Here is a 16,405-nt window from a genome sequence, read left to right as displayed (position 1 = left end):
GCCCGATGGCAAAGACGAAAACGGTCTACCAGACATCCCCGCTGGGCTTGTTCACTGGCACCGCCGAAGCGGACGAGTCGCCGCTTGAGCCCGGCGTGTTCCTGATCCCCGGCGGTTGCGTGGAGACGGCGCCGCCGTCGATCCCCAAGCACAAGGCCGCCCACTGGAATGGCCAGGCCTGGTCCCTGGTGGACTACTACGACGGCCTGGTGGTCTACAGCATCACCACCGCCGAGGCCCTGACCATCACCGGCATGGGGCCGGTCCCCTCGGGTTACACGGTGAAAAAGCCCGGACCGGGCCAGGTGTGGAAGAACGGCGAATGGGTGGACGACACCGCCGCCGTTCTGGCCAAGCTCCACCTGCAGAAGCTGGGCGAGATCAACACCGGCTGCGCGCAGTACATCGAGGCCGGCTTCGATTCGGCCGCCCTGGGCGAGGCGCACCGCTACAGCAGTTCGCTGGAAGACCAGGTCAACCTGACCGGCCTGGTGTTCAGCGGCCTGGACAGCGCCTACCCCTGCGCCGGCAGCGATGGCGTGCGTCAGTTCCTGGCCCACACCCGCGACCAGCTGCTGCAGGTGAACAAGGACCTGGTCCTGTTCAAACAGGCGGCCCTGCAGCACGCCGACCAGCTCAAGCGTGAAGCGGCGAAGGCGCTGCAGGGCAAGAAGCTCGACGCGTTGCGTGCAATCAAGTGGACGGTGCCGGCATGAGCTGGGCGCCCGTCACCTTGCGCTGGCCCACCGAGGCAACCCGCTGGATGGGCCAGCTGGACGCCGCCAAGGCCCTGGCCGGCAGCGAGCTGGCCAGTACCGCCCAGCGCCTGAACGGCCTGCAGGGCCTGGCGAGCACCAACCCCGGCCCGGTCGGCGCTGCGGCCAAGGGCGCGATCGAGGCCGGGCGCCAGGCCCTGGCCGAACAGCTGGGCGAAGTGCCCAGGTGCCTGGTGGTGACGCCGTTCCAGAGCGGTATCGGCCAGGGGCGTGGCTACCAGCGCTTCCTGTCCGCGCCCAACCTGTTGCAGCAGTTGGCGAACAAGCTGACCGACGCCACCGACAACGGCAGCCCCCAAGGTGAGCAGCACGCGCTGTGCCTGCTGTTCCTGGGCACCCGCCACGACCAGCTGGCCGCCGGCCTGGCCCGCTTCAACACCCTGATGCCGATCCCCGAACTGGTGCGCGCGCAACGCCGCGCGGAGCACCTGGCCCGGCTCGAAACCGAGAAATGGCAGATTCCCCAGGCCACCGCCCTGCCACGCTGGGAAGCCTTGCCGCTTGAGCGCTGCACGGTGCTGAAGGCGGCGCGTCAGTCGCTGGCCGGGCAGATCGCGGTGCTGGAAAGCTACGCCGCCGACAGCTCGCCCATGAGCGACCTGGCCGGCCTGGCGGCGCGCAAGGCCAACCAGCAGCAGGCCCGCGACCAGCGCCTGGCCGACCTGCGCCAGCTGCTGGAAGGCGGCCAGGCCGACAGCTCGGTGCGCACCCGCCTGCTGGGCCCGGGCAACAACACACAACTGCGCCGCATGCTGCTCGAAGGCGATGCCCCGGGACATGAATGGGTGATGAGCGCCGGCGTGATCCTGGTCGGCTCGGCCAAGGGCCTGAGCTTCGTTCGTGAAATGGTGGGTTTATGACACTACTACTGTTGGACGGCCAGCCCGTCGAAGGCAAGAGCCTGAAAGTCACCGGCAACCTGCGCATCGAAGCCGAGGACCTGTCCGGCCAGACCAGCAACACCGACACCGCGCACAAGGGCTTCAAGCCCAAGACCCTCACGGTCACCCTGACCATCCCCTACGTCAACGGTGCCTGGCTGCGCAGCCTGATGCGCCTGGCCGAAGCCACCGAGAGCGGTGGCCAACTCAAGACCTACCGCATCGTCAACGACACGGCCGAAGCCTTCGGCATCCGCCAGGTGCGCTTCGCCGACAGCGTCAACGCCCGGGAAGACGACTCGCTGGCCTGCTGGCGGGTGCAGTTCGGCCTGGCCGAAAAGACCTCCAACCCGGAAAAGGTCGAAAAGCGTCGCGCCAAAAAACGCGTCAAGGCCCAGGCCGCTCCGGGGGCGGCGGTGGGCGCGAAAGAGGAGGAAGAGGAGAAGGACCCGGAGCTGACCAGCTTCGAGCGCCTGCTGAAAAAAGTGGATGACTGGCTGGGAGAGAAGTCATGAAGCTGCATCAGGTACTCAATGTCGGCGGCGAGCGATACGAGCTGGTCAGGGCGGACGTGCGCCTGGAACTGCGCAACCCGGGGCGGGCAACCTTCATCGTCCAGGCCGAGGCGCCCCTCAAGGGCCTGGTCACCCTCGACATCGGCTACAACGACAGCCCGCTGCAGCGGCATTTCATCGGCTACGTCGAGCGCTGTACCAGCGCCAACGCCAGGCAGCAAGTGCTGTTCTGCCGGGAACTGGCGGCGATCCTGGCCAGGCCGCTGCCGATGAACCTGCGCCACGTCGACCTGCGCGGCGTGCTCGACCAGATCGGCCAGCAGACTGGCCTGCGCTTTCGCGTGCCCGAGCGGCCCTACGCCTCGGTGCGCGCGCCGTTCTTCTACAGCCTGGCCGCCGGCTTCCAGGCCATGGAAAGCCTGGCCCAGGTCTTCGACATCCCCGACTTCATCTGGCAGCAGCAGGGCAACGGCGAGGTGTACGTGGGCAGCTGGGCCGACAGCTACTTCGGCGCGCGCCCCGCGCTGCAACTGCCCATGGAGCTGTTCGACAACTACCAGGGCAACCAGAGCGCCAGCATTGCGGCCCTGCCAGGGCTGCGTCCGGGCGCACCAATCAACCACGGCGAGCGCGTGACCCATGTCGCGCTGGCCGACAGCCAGATGGCCATACGATGGAAGACGCAATCCGCCGCGCCGTAGCGCGCCAGTTCCCCGAAATCACCGGCGGCTATCACCTGCCGCGCTTCGGCCGCGTGGTCGCGGTGCCCGATGCGCCGGAGGCGCCCGGGCTGTGCGACGATTTCCGCCCGCGCTTCGGCGTCGATGTCCAGGTGTTGCTGCCGGACGGCGAGCCCGACCCGGCGCTGCCGGTGTTCACCAGCCTGCCGCTGCCGGCGCCCATGGGCGGCCAGGAACGCGGCATGTTCGGCTTCCCCGAGGAGGGCACCACCGTGGTGCTGTCGTTCGCCTACGGGCTGCCGCACAAGCCGTTCATCCAGCAGATCCTGCCCCACGGACTGAGCCTGCCCAAGGTGCCGAAGGGCGACCTGGTGTGGCAGCACAGCGAAGCCTGCCAGCAACGCGCCGACGCCGACGGCAACTGGCTGCGCCAGACCGATGGCCGGATCCGCGACAAGGCGATCGAGCGCGAGGTCGAGGCACTGGCCAACACCGAACAGTTCCAGAGCCATGCCCGGACGGTGGACGACCACTCCACCGAGACCGTCGGCGGGGTCAAGAAGATCGAGGCCCTCGGCGCGCTCAAGCTGCTGTCCGGCGGCTCTGCCAGCCTGGCCGCTCTCGACGATCTGCACCAGGCCACCGGGCGCGACCTGAACCTGGCGGTGGGGCAGAAGCTCAACGCGGCGATCGGCGGCGACGTCCAGGAGCGGGTCGAGGGCCTGCGCGACAGCGTGGTGAAGATCAGCCAGCGCCTGCAGGCGCCGAAGACCTGGCTGGGCTCCGAGGCGGTGAACGTGCTGCAGGTGCTCTGCGACCTGCTCGACCTGGTTCAGGAAATGAACACCGAGCTGGCCGGGCATGTGCACGGGCCCACGCCACCACCTGGCAATGCAGCGGCCTTCAGCGGCGCGGCGGTGCGGGCCCAGGCCATGGGGCTCAAGTTGAAGCCGATCACGCTGTGATCTTCAGGGCATTTCGTACTCGCGGGGCCAGCCCTCTCCCACAGGTTCAGCCTTGAGCCTGTGGGAGCGGGCTGGCCCCGCGTTGCGTTTGGGCGGAAAAAGTTGAGTGTTCGCACGACTGACTGCCAGCAGACTTGGATTTAACCCACCGCGCAATCAGCCCAGGCTGGACGCTTTTCCGTGAACAGGCCTACTCCATGACGCAGCAGACCCAACGCCCCAAGGCAGTCCCCACCGTACAGGTGAATACCGACGAAGTGATCGTCACCGAATGGCGCTTCGCCCCCGGCGCCGAGACCGGCCAGCATCGCCACGGCCTCGATTACGTGGTGGTGCCGATGACCGACGGCACCTTGTTGCTGGAAACCCCGGAGGGTGACAAACACGCCCCCCTGGTTGCAGGCCAGAGCTACTTCCGCAAAGCCGGCGTGGAACACAACGTGGTCAATGCCAGCGATCACGAGATCGTGTTCATCGAGACCGAGTTGAAATAACATGGCCTCACGCAGGCCGCTCCTACACCTGCGTGAACCGGGATAACCGAAGCACTGCCTCGAAACCCGATGGACCTGACCACTGCCGGTCAACCGTCGGGACAAATGGGTCCGGACCTTGGCCGGCCCGTTTATCGGAGGCAACACATGAGCCCGCGTATCTGGCTGCTGGCCCTGGCGACATTCGCCACGGGCATGGCGGAAAACATCACGGTCGGCATCCTGCCGGCCCTGGCCGATGGCCTGGACGTTCCGCTCGGCGTGGCCGGGCAACTGACCACCGTCTTCTCCCTGAGCTTCGCCCTCGTCGCGCCCTTCTCTCCCCTGCTCACCACACGCTTGCCGTTGCGTGGCCTGCTGTGCGCCACGTTGGCTTTGTTCGCCCTGTGCAACCTGCTCGCGGCCTGGGCGCCCGGTTACACCGCGCTGTTGATCGCCCGTATCGGCATGGCCACAACCAGCGCGCTGACCTGCCTGACGTGCACACTGATGGCCACGCGCATGGCGCCCGAAGCCCTGCGCGGGCGCGCCATCGGGGTGATCTTCATGGGTATCTGCAGCTCGCTGATACTGGGTGTGCCGGCCGGCATGCTGCTGTGCGACGCCCTGGGCTGGCGCGGCGTGTTCCTCGGCCTTAGTGCCTTGACGGTAGCGGTGCTGCTGATGGCCTGGCGCGGGCTGCCGACGCTGCAGAGCACCGAACGCATCGCCCTGGCCAGCTACGTGCGCCACCTGCGCGATAGCCGCCTCACGGCCGCGCAGGGGGTATCGCTGTTGATGATCGCCGGGCACTTCACTGTGTTCGCCTACCTCGCGCCTTACGCCCAGCAGGTCGCCCATGTACCGCCGCAATGGCTGGCAGCGGTGTTCGCGGCATTCGGCATTGCCGGTGTCTCGGGCGGCTATGTCGGTGGCTGGATGGCCGATCGGTTGGGTGTGGCCAAGGCCATCCTGCTGGCGCCTCTGTTGTACCTCGCCAGCCTGCTGATGCTACCGCTTAGCGCGGGCACGCCGTGGCTGTTCCTGCCGGCGATGATGCTCTGGGGCGGGCTGAGCTGGACCACCTCGCCAGTGGTGCAGAGCTACCTGGCCAGGCGCGGCGAGGATACCTTCCCGGCGGGCATGAGCCTGAACATGTCGGCCATGCACCTAGGCGTCGGATTGGGCTCGGCCATCGGTGGCGTGGTGATCACAGGCTCGGCACTGGAAGCCACGCCTTGGGCCGGGGCATTATTGACCGCTCTGGCAGCGGGGTTGGCGATCTGGTCCGCGACACCTGCGAATGGCATATTGAAACTGGCGCGGTAATCGCTCACCGCACCAGTGAAAGCGCTACTTGGCCAACTTGCTGTAGCTGGTCATCAGGTTGCGATAATCGGGGATGTGGTTGGAGAACAGCGTGCCCAGCCCCTCGATGTCATTGCGCCAGTCGCGGTGCAGCTCGCATGCCACGCCGAACCAGGTCATCAGTTGCGCGCCCGCGGCCTCCATGCGCCGCCAGGCCGAGTCGCGGGTCAACTCGTTGAAGGTGCCGGAGGCGTCGGTGACGACGAATACATCGAAACCCTCCTCCAGCGCCGACAGCGCCGGGAAGGCCACGCAAACCTCGGTGACCACCCCGGCGATGATCAGTTGCTTCTTGCCGGTGGCCTTCACCGCCTTGACGAAGTCTTCGTTGTCCCAGGCATTGATGTTGCCGGGGCGGGCAATGTAGGGCGCGTCGGGGAATTGCTCCTTGAGCTCGGGCACCAGAGGGCCGTTGGGGCCGGTTTCGAAGCTGGTGGTGAGGATGGTGGGCAGCTTGAAATACCTGGCGAGGTCGGAAAGCGCCAGCACGTTGTTCTTGAAGCGGTCGGGGTCGATATCGCGCACCAGCGACAGCAGGCCGGTCTGGTGGTCGACCAGCAGTACTGCGGCGTTGTTCTTGTCCAGGCGGTTGTAGTGGAAAGCCATGGCTGAACTCCTTGCTTCAAAGGTAGGGAGTTTCAGCGTAGGCAAACATGGCGTGCAGGGCCGACCGTCAGTCGCTTGAACTTCATTGAACCAAACGTGTTCCGTGGAGCTGGCTGTAGGAGCGGCTTCAGCCGCGATCATCCGCGAAACGGATGCCAGGCTCCGTGGTGTCCGCATCGCGGCTGAAGCCGCTCCTACGGAGGGTTCTCGCCAGCCATTGGTTCACGATTTCCTGAACTGATTATTTGCCCACAGCGATTTTTCCCACCGCTCACCGCCACCAGAATCGCTTCACCAACAATCACAATAAACCGTGAGGCCACTCCCGTGGACCAGACACTCCAGGTACGGCAGGCCGCCGCCGACCTCGTCGCCGCCTTCGCCAGCAACGACACCGCCCGCTACTTCGCCTGCTTCAGCGAAGACGCCACCTTTCTCTTCCACACCGTGCCGCAACCGCTGCTGTCACGCCGCGCCTATGAAGATCTCTGGGCCAGCTGGCAGGCGGACGGATTCGTCGTGCTCGGTTGCGAGTCGAGCAACGCGCAGGTGAGCCTGCAGGGCGACGTGGCGGTCTTCATGCACGATGTGGCCACGCGCCTGCGCTTCGCCGGCGAAACCCTAGACCTGAACGAGCGCGAGACCATTGTCTTTCGCCTGCACGGCGAACGCTGGCTGGCCTGTCACGAACACTTGTCGGTCATCTCGCCGGCCTGATTCCCTTTCAAGCGGCCCTGCCGCACTGCCATCGCACCCACAACAAGGCCGCCCGACGGCCGACAACATTCGCGCTGGAGCATCACCATGAGCCACTCGACCGGTATCGAGACCAATGGCGTCGAACAGATCCCCGACGATCAACGCGACGCCTCCCCGCTGGACCTGTTCCGCCTGATCTTCGGCGGCGCCAACACCTTCGCCACCGCCGTGCTGGGCAGCTTCCCCGTGCTGTTCGGGCTGTCGTTCCAGGCCGGCGTCTGGGCGATTTTGCTCGGCGTCGGCGTGGGCGCGTTGATCCTTGCGCCGATGGGCCTGTTCGGCGCGCTCAACGGCACCAACAACGCGGTATCGTCCGGCGCCCACTTCGGCGTGCACGGGCGTATCGTCGGCTCGTTCCTGTCGCTGCTGACCGCCGTGGCGTTCTTCTCGCTGTCGGTGTGGAGCTCGGGCGATGCCCTGGTCGGCGGCGCCAAGCGCCTGGTCGGCCTGCCGGAAACCGACCTGACCCTGGGCCTGGCCTACGGCCTGTTCGCGGTGCTGGTGCTGGTGGTGTGCATCTTTGGTTTTCGTTTCATGCTTTGGGTCAACAAGATCGCGGTGTGGGCCTCGAGCCTGCTGTTCCTGCTGGGCATCTTCGCCTTCGCCGGGCCCTTCGACTCGGGCTACGCCGGCAGCGTCAACCTCGGCCAGGCCGGTTTCTGGGCGGCGTTCGTCGGCGCGGCGATCCTGGCCATGAGCAACCCGGTGTCGTTCGGCGCCTTCCTTGGCGACTGGTCGCGCTATATCCCGCGCAAGACCGCCAAGTCGCGCATCATGCTGGCAGTGATCCTCTCCCAGGCCGCCACGCTGATTCCGTTCCTGTTCGGCCTGTGCACCGCCACCCTGGTGGCCAGCCAGGCACCGGACTACATCGCCGCCAACAACTACGTCGGCGGCCTGCTGGCGATCTCGCCGGGCTGGTTCTTCCTGCCGGTGTGCCTGATCGCGGTGATCGGCGGCATGTCCACCGGCACCACGGCGCTGTACGGCACCGGCCTGGACATGTCCAGCGTGTTCCCGCGCCTGCTCAGCCGCGCCGCCGCCACCCTGCTGATCGGCGTGCTGGCCATCGGTTTCATCTTCGTCGGCCGTTTCACCTTCAACCTGGTGCAGAGCGTGTCGACCTTCGCCGTGCTGATCATCACCTGCACCAGCCCCTGGATGGTGATCATGATCCTCGGCCTGATCACCCGCCGCGGCTTCTACCACGCCGATGACCTGCAGGTGTTCACCCGCGGCCAGCAGGGCGGCCACTACTGGTTCGACCACGGCTGGAACTGGCGCGGCATGGGCGCGTGGATCCCCAGCGCTGTGGTCGGCCTGTGCTTCGTCAACCTGCCGGGGCAGTTCGTCGGCCCGCTGGGCGAGCTGGCCGGCGGCATCGACCTGAGCCTGCCGGTGACCCTCGGCATCGCCGCCATGCTGTACCTGATCCTGCTCAACCTGTTCCCTGAACCCGCTGGCGTGTATGGCCCACAAGGCCCGCGCTGGGTGCGCTGCAAAAGCACACCCGTAAAGCCTGTGACCACCGCCGAAATGGCCTGACCGGAATCCGACCATGACCACACCTCACTACATCGACGGCCGCTGGGTCGAAGGCCTGGGCAGCGACTGCATCGTTGTCCACAACCCGTCCGACGGCCAGCCGTTCAGCGAACTGATGGCCGCCAGCAGCGCCCAGGTCGACCAGGCCGTGGCCGCCGCGCGTCGTGCCCTGGCGTCATGGAAAACGGTCAGCGCCGCCGAGCGCGCCACCTACCTGCGCGGCTTCGCCGAACAGTTGGGCCAGCGCCGCGACGAGCTGATTGCCCTGCAGATGCGCAACAACGGCAAGCCGCGCCACGAGGCCGAGATCGACCTGGACGACGCCATCGCCACCTTCGCCTACTACGCAGACCTCGCCGAGCAACTGCCGGCGAAGAACCGTGACGTGCCCCTGGCCGCGCCCGGCTTCAGCGCCCGCACCCGCCTGGAGCCGGTGGGCGTGGTCGGCCTGATCGTGCCGTGGAACTTCCCGCTGGTGACCAGCGCCTGGAAGCTCGCCCCGGCCCTGGCGGCCGGCTGCACCGTGGTGCTCAAGCCTTCCGAAGTCACCCCGCTGATCGAGCAGGCCTACGGCCAGATCGCCGAGGTGCTGGGCCTGCCGGCCGGCGTGCTGAACATCGTGGGCGGCAAGGCCGAGACCGGCGCCGCCCTGAGCGGCCACAACGGCCTGGACAAGCTGTCGTTCACCGGCAGCAACGGCGTCGGCAGCCAAGTGATGCGCGCCGCCGCGGCCCAGTGTCGGCCGGTGACGCTGGAGCTGGGCGGCAAGTCGGCCATCGTGGTGTTCGACGATTGCGATGTCGACCAGGCGGTGGAGTGGATCGTCGCCGGCATCACCTGGAACGCCGGGCAGATGTGCTCGGCCACCTCGCGCCTGCTGGTTCAGGACGGCATCGCCGACACCCTGTTGCCGCGCTTGCAGGCGGCGCTGGAGGCATTGCGCGTGGGCAACCCGCTGGCGGAAGAAGTGGACATGGGGCCGCTGACCAGCCAGGCGCAGTGGCTCAAGGTCGCCGGCTATTTCGCCACCGCCCGCGAAGAGGGCCTGACGTGCCTGGCCGGCGGCAAGGCGCTGGACCGTGACGGCTGGTTCGTCAGCCCGACGCTGTACGTGGACGTACCAGTGAGCAGCCGCCTGTGGAGCGAGGAGATCTTCGGCCCGGTGCTCTGCGCACGACGCTTCGGCACCGAGGCCGAGGCCATCGCCCAGGCCAACGACAGCCGCTTCGGGCTAGTGGCCACTGTCTGCTCCGCCGACCTGGAACGCGCCGAGCGCGTGGCCGATGCGCTGGAGGTCGGGCATGTGTGGATCAACTCGGTGCAGGCGGTGTTCGTCGAGACCTCGTGGGGCGGGACCAAGGGCAGTGGGATTGGGCGAGAGCTTGGGCCTTGGGGGCTTTCGGGGTATCAGTCGGTGAAGCATGTGACGCGGTGTTTGGGGTGAGTAGCTGAGCCCTTTCACAGGGCGCGTGAGGCTGGCAGGTGTTCGACGGCAGCCTTGCAGCGCCTGCGAGATCGAGCGCCGCCCGCGCGGCGCATCGCGACGCAAGGCCGCTCCCACATTTGTTGCAACGTACCGAACCTGTCAGGCCATGGTTGCCCGCCTTGGTGCCTGTCTTGAGACAGGTGAGGTGCCAGTGGTACCGACACTGAAACCGCGTCGTACCAACAATGCGGACCCGGTAATGGCACAGGTTTGACTGGCCCGAAACAGATGCAGGAGCGGCCTTGTGTCGCGAGAGGGCTGCGAAGCGGCCCCAGGGTCTGCGCCACAAGACAGATCGTCGGGGCCGCTTTGTGGCCCTTTCGCGGCACAAGGCCGATCCTACAAGAGCCGAGATAGCCTCACGCCGGCTCGTCGGCCGGTCGCCCATTCTCCTGCACCAACACCATGCTCTGCGGCGACGACAGGGCGATGCCCTCGTCACGCAAGTGCCCGAGGATGGTGAACAGCAGGTCGCTGCGCGTGCTCGACACCTGCCGCGGCGAGGCCACGTAACCGCTCACACCGATCACCATGCCACTGCTGGTCAGGTCCTTGAAGGTCACCGACGTGGCCGGCGCATCGAGGATCGACTCATGCTCCTTGTACGCCGCCAGCAACACCTCGCGCACCTTCGCCGGGTCAGTCTCCAGCGGCAGCGTCAAGGTAATGCCAACCACGCCCAAGGCATTGGCCATGGTCACGTTGCGCACGTTCTGCGAGATGAACTGCGAGTTGGGCACGATCACCGTCGAGCGGTCGGACATCTGGATCTCGGTGGCGCGCACGTTGATCCGGCGAATGTCACCCTCGACACCGGCCAGGCTCACCCAGTCACCCACCTTCACCGGGCGCTCGGTAAGCAAAATCAGGCCGGAGATGAAGTTCTGCACGATCTGCTGCAGGCCGAAACCGATACCCACCGACAGCGCACTGACCACCCAGGTCAGGCTGGTCAGGTTGATGTGCAGGGTGGACATCACCAGCATGGCCAGGAACAGGAAGCCCAGGTAGCCAACCAGGGTCACCAGCGAGGCGCGCATGCCGGCGTCCATGTCGGTCTCCGGCAGCAGGCGCTCGCTCAGCCAGCGCTTGACCACGCGGATGGCGAACCAGCCACCGATCAAGATCGCCACGGCCAGGAAGATGTCCTGGGGCACGATGTTCAGGTTGCCCAGCACCTTGCCGCCGGTGCCGTCCCAGTCCGCCAGGCTCAGCAGTAGCTCGCCTGGGCTGGTGCCCGAAGGCATGAACACCAGCAGTGCGGCGGCGAACAGCAACAGCGTGCGGCCGATGCCCGCCAGCACCGTGCTGGCCTGGGCCTGGTGGCGTTGCTGCAGGCCAAGCGCCGAGGCCAGCGCCAGGCCACCGGGCTGGCGGGGCGACAGCAGGGTTTCGCACAAGTCGCCGAACACCGTCACCAGCAGGTAGGCACAGACCACCACCACGCTGATCCACAGCAGCTTGGCGGTAAGGAAGTAGGCCAGCGTCAGGTAGCCGGCCAGCAAGGTCAGCAGGATCGCCAGCACCCACACCACGATCACGAACGGGATCAGCCCGGCCAGGCCCTTGGGCCGCTCCAGGTCATGCTGGCGACGGGCGCGGCGGTAGCGCAGCAGGGCCACGACAAACAGCAGTGACACCACCAGCGCGGTCAGGCCGTTGGTGGCCAGGGTCAGCGCCAGGCTGGTGCCGATCACGCTGTTGATGCGCTCCTGGGTGAGCAGCACCATCAGCGCCAGGGCCAGGACCTTTGGGAACCAGCCCAGGGCGCTGGCCACTTCGTCGGGGATCGGCGGCAGGCGCCAGGACGGGCGCTGCAACATCAGCATGGCGCGGCCCAGGCCCGAGATGAAGGCGCTGAAGATCACCAGGGCGAGGATATGGTTGGTCAGGCTGGCGAGGTCCGTGCCCAGCTCCGCGCTGCTCTCCAGGCCCCAGCGCAGCAGCGACACCGAGCCGGAAATGGTGCCCAAGGTCGCCAGGCTGACGCTCAGCGCCAGGGCGCTGCGGCGCAGGCGGCCTTCGGGCAGCCAACGGATCATGGCGTCGGCCAGCAGGCGCTCCAGTACCCGGCGCACCAGGGTCCAGACCAGCACCGCCGCGACCAGCGCGGTAATGAACAGCCAGCGGTGCTCGGCGCTGAAAGCGCTGGCCATGGCGTCCGACACCTCGCCCCGCAGGTCGCGCAGGCGCGCCACGTCGTCGTCGGTGGGGCGGATCAGGCTCGACCAGAACGCCGGGCTCAACGGGCTGGCGGCGCGGCTGGTGATCTGCGAGTTGAACAGGCTGCGGCGCAGGTTGACGATCTGTGTCGACAGGTCACGGGCCGACTGGGTCAGCGTGGTGGCGTCCTTCTGCTCGGCGACCAGCTTGTTCTTTTCGTCGTTAAGCTGCTTGCGCTGGCGGGTCAGGCTCTCGGCCTCCTCCTCCAGCGGCGGGCCAAGCACGTTGAGCTGGTCGTCCAGGCGCTGCACGTCGGCGGTGCGCTGGGTGGCCAGCACATCGGCCTGGCGTTGCACCTGCAGGGCCGACTGGCGCAGTTGCGCGAGCAGGTCGTCATTGGCATTGCTGGTGACGCCCTGGCGGATCTGGTCGAGCCGTTCGCTCAACGCCTCCAGGCTGGCGTTCTCGTCCAGCACCTGCTGTTCGGCCACGGCCAGGCGCGATACCGGCGTGGCCGGCTGGGCCCATGCCGGCATGGCCAGGCACAACAGCAGGGCGAAAATCCCCGCATAGAATCGGTCAAGGCTGACACGCCTCATCGAAGGTTCCTCTACACAACTCGACAGGGCGTGGATTCTACGCGGTCTGGAGGCTCAGGAGAGTGCCGTCTCTCGGTCCAGCAGCTGGCGCTTGCGTTCGATGCCCCAACGGTAGCCGCTGAGGTCGCCGTCGCGGCGTACCACCCGGTGGCAGGGAATGGCCACGGCGATCGCGTTGGCCGCGCAGGCCTGGGCGACGGCCCGCACGGCCTTGGGCGCGCCGATGCGCTCGGCGATGTCGGTGTAGCTGACCGTGGTCCCCGCCGGCACCTCGCGCAGCGCCTGCCAGACCCGCTCCTGGAACGCCGTGCCCTGCACATCCAGGGGCAGCGCCAAGCCCAGGGCCGGCGCCTCGACGAAGCCGATCACCTCGGCCACCAGCCGCTCGAAGGCGTCATCGCCGCCGATCAGCTGGGCCTTGGGAAATTTGTCCTGCAGGTCCTTGAGCAAGGGTTCGGGCTCGTCACCGAGCAGGATCGCGCAGATGCCCCGTTCGCTCTGCGCCACCAGGATCGCCCCAAGTGAGCATTGGGCCAGGGCGAAACGGATGGTCGCGCCCTCGCCGCCGGCACGGTATTCCCTGGGGCGCATGCCCAGGCGCTCGCCGGCGCTTTCGTAGAAGCGGCTGTTGGAGTTGTAGCCGGCGTCGAAGATGGCTTCGGTGACGCTGCCGGCGGCGTCCAAGCGCTCGCGCAGGCGCTGGGCGCGGAAGGCCGAGGCGTAGGCCTTGGGGGTCAGGCCGGTCTCGGCCTTGAACAGGCGGTGCAAGTGGAACGGGCTGACGTTCAGCTCGCTGCCGAGCTGGTCGAGGTTGGGGGCGGTCTGGCTGGCCTCGATCAGGCGACAGGCGCGGGCCACCAGCTCGGTACGCCGGCTGCCCAGCCCGCCCTTGCAGCGCTTGCACGGGCGATAACCGGCGGCCTCGGCCTGGGCAGCGGCGCTGAAAAATTCGACGTTCTCGCGCTTGGCCAGGCGCGACTTGCAGGCGGGCTGGCAATACACGCCGGTGGTGCGCACGGCGTAGACAAAGTGGCCTGTGGCGGCCGTGTCGCGAGCCTGCACGGCGTGCCAGCGTTCGGCGTCGGTGGTGTAGGTGGTCGGGGCGGGCTTCATCAGGGGCCTCTCCTGGGATTCGATACCGTCAGCCTGGCAGGGTGGATGATGCGTGGAACTCCGATTCTTGCGGTGTTTTCACGGGCCCTATCGCGGGGCAAGCCCGCTCCCACGAGAGCGTGGTCCATCTTTGTGGGAGCGGGCTTGCCCCGCGATAGGGCCATGCAGGAAAGCTTCAAGCCCGCCACAGGTACCAGGCCGCCACGGTGCGATGAGGGCTCCACGCCCCGCCCAATGCCCGCATCTGCGCAGGCGTCGGCGCCTTGTCCAAGCCTTTCATGCGCCGATACCCCTCGCGCACGCCAAAATCATCCACCGGCAGGATATCCGATCGCTCCAGGCTGTAGATCAGCAGCATCTCCACCGTCCAGCGCCCGACCCCACGCAGCGCCACCAGACGCTCGACCAGCGCGGCGTCCGGCAGGCTCAGCGCCTCTTCCCGGCTGGGCACCACGCCCTCCAATCGCGCCTGGGCGATCCCATGAACCGTGGCAATCTTGCTCGCGGAGAACCCACAGGCGCGCATCGCCTCAGGCGTCACCGCCAGCAGCTGTTCGGGCGCGGGAAACGCCCCATCCGGGAACAGCGCCAGCAACCGCCCGAGGATCGCCTCGGCCGCCCGTGCATGCAATTGCTGATAGGCGATGGCCCGCACCAGCGCCTCGTACGGCTCGCGCCCGGGCGTGGCACGGTGCAGGCAAGGCCCCACGGCGGCAATATGCCGCGCCCAGTCCGGGTCCTGCCCGGCCAGCCAGGCAGCGGCATCGTCAAAGGCTTGCGGGGATAGGTCTGCAAGGATCATCAAAGGCGTTCGCACAAGTCACGATCCCCTAGCCTAGCCCAACCGTTCATCGGTGAAACGCTCAATCTTGCTCATCGAGTCAGAGGCCTACCATTGATCCGCCCGCATTGCCCCGCATAGAATTGAGAACTATTAACAATCACATTATCCAAGCAGGCTCTCCAGACGATGCAGATCGAAGACACGCTGAAACCGGCCGAGGTCGATCTGCTCTATCAGGCACACCACCGCTGGCTACGCGGCTGGCTCGGCGCCCGGGTCGGCTGCCGGGAGCACGCCGCGGACCTGGCCCAGGACACCTTCGTGCGCCTGCTCAAGGCGCGCCAGGTTTCACCGCTCAAGGAGCCACGGGCCTACCTGAGCAGCATCGCCCGCGGCCTGATGATCGACCAGTTCCGTCGCCGCGCCCTGGAAAAAGCCTACCTCGAGAGCCTGGCCAACCTGCCCGAGCAAGAAGCCCCCAGCGAGGAACAGCGCCTGCTGATCCTCGACACCCTCGAACGCCTCGACCGCGCCCTGCAACGCCTCAAGCCACGGGTGCGCCAGGCGTTCCTGCTGGCACAGCTTGACGGCCTCACCCTCACCCAGGTCGCGCAGCGCCTGGACGTTTCCCGGGCCACCGTCGAGCGCGACCTGGCCAAGGCCTTGGGTGTCTGCTACCGGATCCGCTACGCCGATGCCTGACCAGAACCCGAGCCAGGCCCAGGTCGACCAAGCCATCGAATGGCTGGTGAAACTGCGCTACGACAGCCCCGGCCCACACACCGAACAGCAGTTCCAGCGCTGGCTGGCCAGCCACCCGCAGCATGCCCAGGCCTGGCAGCGGGTCAGTAGCCTCGGCGACGAACTGGCCAGCCTGCCCGCCGAGCTGAGCCGCCAGACCCTGGCCGGCAGCGAACGCCGCCGCATGAGCCGGCGCGACCACCTCAAGCTACTGTCGCTGCTCGCGCTCGGCGCCAGTGTCGGCTGGGCCGCGCGCGAGCCCCTGGGCCTGCCGGCGCTGATGGCCGACAGCCGCACCGCCACCGGCGAGCGTCGTGAGCTGCTGGGCAGCGACGGCAGCCTTATCCGCCTGAACACCGCCAGCGCCATCGACCTGCGCTACAGCGACGAGCAGCGCCAACTGACCCTGTTGCGCGGCGAGGTCAGCCTGGACGGCAACACCAACGACAACCGCCCGTTCACCATCGACACCCGCGTCGGCGCCCTGAGCACCCAGGGCGGTCAACTGCTGCTGCGGGAGAATGCCCAGGGCCTGCTGCTGGCCGTGCGCCGCGGCGAGGTGACGCTGTTCCCCGCTTCTGCCGCCGCGCATCGGGTCAAGCCCGGCGAAGTGCTGCAGGTGTTCGCCCAGGGCGACTTCCAGTCCGCCACCCTGCACGGTGACCCCTGGGGCTGGACCGATGGCGTACTCAGCGTGCAGCAGATGCCCCTGGGCGAGTTCACCGACGAACTGTCGCGCTACCGCCCCGGCCTGCTGCGCTGCGCGCCGGAAGTTGCCGGGCTCAAGGTTTCCGGCACCTTCCAGCTGGCCGACACCGACCAGATCCTGCTGCTGGTCGCCCGCAGCCTGCCGGTGCGCGTCGACTACCGCACGCGCTTCTGGGTGAGCATCGGCGCCGCCTGAAAACATCAAAAAAATAAATGAGGTGGAATCTCATTCTCGTCCGGCCT

At 67.3% G+C, this 16,405-nt stretch carries 16 protein-coding genes; 12 read left to right on the top strand and 4 right to left on the bottom strand.

Translation table 11 applies throughout. The features are described 5' to 3' along the window. Window positions 1-5 precede the first annotated feature (5 nt). The 7 genes from CC207_RS18655 (at window position 6) to CC207_RS18625 (ending at window position 5,619) form a co-directional block, all read left to right on the top strand. Window positions 6-716, top strand: a complete 711-nt coding sequence (locus CC207_RS18655) for a hypothetical protein (protein WP_088852553.1) — start codon at window positions 6-8, stop codon at window positions 714-716. After that, complete coding sequence (locus CC207_RS18650) at window positions 713-1,636, top strand: hypothetical protein (RefSeq protein WP_088852573.1); 924 nt, start codon at window positions 713-715, stop codon at window positions 1,634-1,636. Before CC207_RS18655 ends, CC207_RS18650 begins: the two co-directional genes overlap by 4 nt. Further along, window positions 1,633-2,172, top strand: coding sequence for a DNA-binding protein (locus CC207_RS18645; protein ID WP_088852552.1), 540 nt, complete (start codon window positions 1,633-1,635; stop codon window positions 2,170-2,172). The genes CC207_RS18650 and CC207_RS18645 overlap by 4 nt, the downstream gene beginning before the upstream one ends. After that, window positions 2,169-2,873 carry a hypothetical protein gene (locus CC207_RS18640; RefSeq protein WP_088852551.1) on the top strand — a complete coding sequence of 235 codons (705 nt, stop codon included), beginning with the start codon at window positions 2,169-2,171 and terminating at the stop codon, window positions 2,871-2,873. The genes CC207_RS18645 and CC207_RS18640 overlap by 4 nt, the downstream gene beginning before the upstream one ends. Beyond that, the gene (locus CC207_RS18635; protein WP_088852550.1) at window positions 2,846-3,817 is read left to right on the top strand and encodes a hypothetical protein; all 972 of its coding nucleotides are present in this window, start codon (window positions 2,846-2,848) and stop codon (window positions 3,815-3,817) included. The genes CC207_RS18640 and CC207_RS18635 overlap by 28 nt, the downstream gene beginning before the upstream one ends. A 197-nt stretch (window positions 3,818-4,014) precedes the next feature. Further along, window positions 4,015-4,311: a cupin domain-containing protein gene (locus tag CC207_RS18630; RefSeq protein ID WP_028691151.1), complete on the top strand. Its 297-nt coding sequence runs from the start codon at window positions 4,015-4,017 to the stop codon at window positions 4,309-4,311. Window positions 4,312-4,458: 147 nt separating this feature from the next. Continuing rightward, window positions 4,459-5,619 carry an MFS transporter gene (locus CC207_RS18625; protein WP_028691152.1) on the top strand — a complete coding sequence of 387 codons (1,161 nt, stop codon included), beginning with the start codon at window positions 4,459-4,461 and terminating at the stop codon, window positions 5,617-5,619. A 24-nt stretch (window positions 5,620-5,643) separates the two neighbouring features. On the opposite strand, the gene ycaC is transcribed toward CC207_RS18625, so the two are convergent. Then, window positions 5,644-6,264 (bottom strand): isochorismate family cysteine hydrolase YcaC, encoded by a 621-nt coding sequence (gene ycaC, locus CC207_RS18620; protein ID WP_028691153.1) that lies wholly within the window; start codon window positions 6,262-6,264, stop codon window positions 5,644-5,646. Between the two features lie 327 nt (window positions 6,265-6,591). Here ycaC and CC207_RS18615 point away from each other — a divergent pair, with 327 nt between their 5' ends. The 3 genes from CC207_RS18615 to CC207_RS18605 all read left to right on the top strand — a co-directional run bounded on the left by CC207_RS18615 (window position 6,592) and on the right by CC207_RS18605 (window position 10,012). Then, window positions 6,592-6,981 (top strand): nuclear transport factor 2 family protein, encoded by a 390-nt coding sequence (locus CC207_RS18615; RefSeq protein WP_088852549.1) that lies wholly within the window; start codon window positions 6,592-6,594, stop codon window positions 6,979-6,981. Window positions 6,982-7,068: 87 nt separating this feature from the next. After that, complete coding sequence (locus tag CC207_RS18610) at window positions 7,069-8,568, top strand: cytosine permease (RefSeq protein ID WP_088852548.1); 1,500 nt, start codon at window positions 7,069-7,071, stop codon at window positions 8,566-8,568. Window positions 8,569-8,581: 13 nt separating this feature from the next. After that, window positions 8,582-10,012 (top strand): aldehyde dehydrogenase family protein, encoded by a 1,431-nt coding sequence (locus tag CC207_RS18605; RefSeq protein WP_088852547.1) that lies wholly within the window; start codon window positions 8,582-8,584, stop codon window positions 10,010-10,012. Window positions 10,013-10,413: 401 nt separating this feature from the next. Here CC207_RS18605 and CC207_RS18600 read toward each other — a convergent pair whose 3' ends face one another. The 3 genes from CC207_RS18600 to CC207_RS18590 all read right to left on the bottom strand — a co-directional run bounded on the left by CC207_RS18600 (window position 10,414) and on the right by CC207_RS18590 (window position 14,731). Next, window positions 10,414-12,816 carry a DUF3772 domain-containing protein gene (locus CC207_RS18600; protein ID WP_088852546.1) on the bottom strand — a complete coding sequence of 801 codons (2,403 nt, stop codon included), beginning with the start codon at window positions 12,814-12,816 and terminating at the stop codon, window positions 10,414-10,416. 54 nt (window positions 12,817-12,870) lie between these two features. Next, complete coding sequence (gene ada, locus CC207_RS18595) at window positions 12,871-13,929, bottom strand: bifunctional DNA-binding transcriptional regulator/O6-methylguanine-DNA methyltransferase Ada (RefSeq protein ID WP_088852545.1); 1,059 nt, start codon at window positions 13,927-13,929, stop codon at window positions 12,871-12,873. A 175-nt stretch (window positions 13,930-14,104) separates the two neighbouring features. Continuing rightward, window positions 14,105-14,731 (bottom strand): DNA-3-methyladenine glycosylase, encoded by a 627-nt coding sequence (locus tag CC207_RS18590; RefSeq protein WP_028691159.1) that lies wholly within the window; start codon window positions 14,729-14,731, stop codon window positions 14,105-14,107. A 168-nt stretch (window positions 14,732-14,899) separates the two neighbouring features. Between CC207_RS18590 and CC207_RS18585 the strand changes: the two genes are divergently transcribed. Beyond that, window positions 14,900-15,415 carry a sigma-70 family RNA polymerase sigma factor gene (locus tag CC207_RS18585; RefSeq protein WP_028691160.1) on the top strand — a complete coding sequence of 172 codons (516 nt, stop codon included), beginning with the start codon at window positions 14,900-14,902 and terminating at the stop codon, window positions 15,413-15,415. After that, complete coding sequence (locus CC207_RS18580; protein ID WP_088852544.1) at window positions 15,408-16,358, top strand: FecR domain-containing protein; 951 nt, start codon at window positions 15,408-15,410, stop codon at window positions 16,356-16,358. The genes CC207_RS18585 and CC207_RS18580 overlap by 8 nt, the downstream gene beginning before the upstream one ends. Window positions 16,359-16,405 lie beyond the last annotated feature (47 nt).

The organism is Pseudomonas sp. DrBHI1, from assembly GCF_002205115.1.
GTDB lineage: Bacteria > Pseudomonadota > Gammaproteobacteria > Pseudomonadales > Pseudomonadaceae > Aquipseudomonas > Aquipseudomonas mosselii.
Note: the sequence above shows the minus strand (reverse complement) of the source record. Positions and strands in the feature narration are given on the sequence as shown.